The sequence below is a fragment of the Desulfurivibrio modestus genome, from assembly GCF_044068625.1.
GTDB lineage: Bacteria > Desulfobacterota > Desulfobulbia > Desulfobulbales > Desulfurivibrionaceae > Desulfurivibrio.
In genome coordinates, this window is the sequence record NZ_JBIPKH010000063.1 from 1 (window position 1) to 1,363 (window position 1,363).

The 1,363-nt window shown below is 48.7% G+C and carries 2 protein-coding genes; both read right to left on the reverse strand.

Going from position 1 to position 1,363, the window contains the following annotated elements; translation table 11 throughout:
• Positions 1 to 217 precede the first annotated feature (217 nt).
• Positions 218 to 1,021: a hypothetical protein gene (locus ACHHRT_RS13785; RefSeq protein ID WP_395500347.1), complete on the reverse strand. Its 804-nt coding sequence runs from the start codon at positions 1,019 to 1,021 to the stop codon at positions 218 to 220.
• Positions 1,008 to 1,363, reverse strand: a 356-nt coding sequence (locus tag ACHHRT_RS13790) for a hypothetical protein (RefSeq protein WP_395500348.1), incomplete at its 5' end; no start/stop codon positions are given. The genes ACHHRT_RS13785 and ACHHRT_RS13790, both read right to left, overlap by 14 nt.

A 1,363-nucleotide genomic window follows, 5' to 3' on the forward strand; every position in this document is an offset into this window, starting at 1 on the left:
CGTCAGCTCCGGGGTGACCCGGATCAGGTAGGCCGGAATGCTGGTGGGCAACTGGCTGATATCGGTGACCTCGCCCTCGGGCAGCAGCGCCAGCAGCGCCTCCTCATCCGCCTCGGTGGCCGGCCGGAAGGAAAGCGTCACCTTGCGGTTGTTGAGCTGGGCCCAAGGGATGGTTCCGGTGCCCAGCTCTGCTTCATTCGCACATGGGTGGACCTTGCTAATTGGTCTCCAGGTGTCCTATGGAAGCCAAATCGTCAGCCATCTGGTGCATTAACTCAATTCCCTTGCGTACCTTGCCCGCGAAGGTGGTCCCCTCCCAGGTGCCACTTCTGATCAGGACCGAAAGGCGGTTTTGCTCCAGTTCTATCTCCCAGTCGCCCGTCTCAGTGCCAAAAGATTCCTCAAAAGCACGCCGCCATTGACTGGTTATCGCAAGGTTATCATCGATAATCTCGTTTTCGGAATTCCCCGGGCAGAGTCGCACTCGACGGGATAGGGGCTTTTCGAGGTCGATCCGCAATCTGATCTCGGACAGCCTCCGCATGTATTTGGGTGGGAAATATCCACCAACCTGTAACATTCTAACTTCATTTCCGCATACCATTCTTTTACTAAACCCTTCCGGGTAGACATGAATATTAAAAAATGGTTTTTCAATTTGAATCTCATAGGCAACCGTACCAACGCGTCCCTTGACAAGCCGCTTCTCAGCAAAGAAGCTTCCACCCATATCAGTAACCGCCTGACGTATGTCTGACTTAACGCAAAGGCTTAACCGCCATAATAGTAAAATAAAAACATAAAAAAATATTACAACAACAGCCTCATGCGTAGGAATAGGAGGGGGCATAGACGGGTGGTCAGAAAAAAATATTTGTATAATCATCACTATGGAAACGACAGAAACTCCCATGAATCCAACCCAGTGAAAAAACCAGATAACAAAAAGGATATATCCCGGGAGACACCAACGGCATTGGGTCAGTTTTTTGGCTGTTACTCCAAGACTAAATTTTGCCATAATTCACCAAAAGCTCACGGGTTGTACATTTTGCAAACCTAATATTGGTTATACCGCCAGCCAGAATAAGAATGTCAATTATAGTCGCCTTAATCCAAGAGGTTATATAGGCGACACTGAGCACGACAAAAACTGAAACCAAGACTGGAGAAGCATATCCTATAAGTAAGCTGAACACAGCTGTAGCCGCCGCTGTAGCAAGAGCAGCTAGCGCAAGGTCTATCATTCCCGCACCCAGCCCTTTCCACAAAGAACCAGTATCCCAATAAATCGATAGAGCGGTTAGTATGGCACTTACCCCTACGATGACATTACTGACATCCTTTAGCGCAGTCATATACA

Coding starts and splice junctions, on each gene's coding strand:
- ACHHRT_RS13785 (WP_395500347.1), bottom strand. CDS start 1,021: ATGGCAAAATTTAGTCTTGGAGTAACAGCCAAAAAACTGACCCAATGC.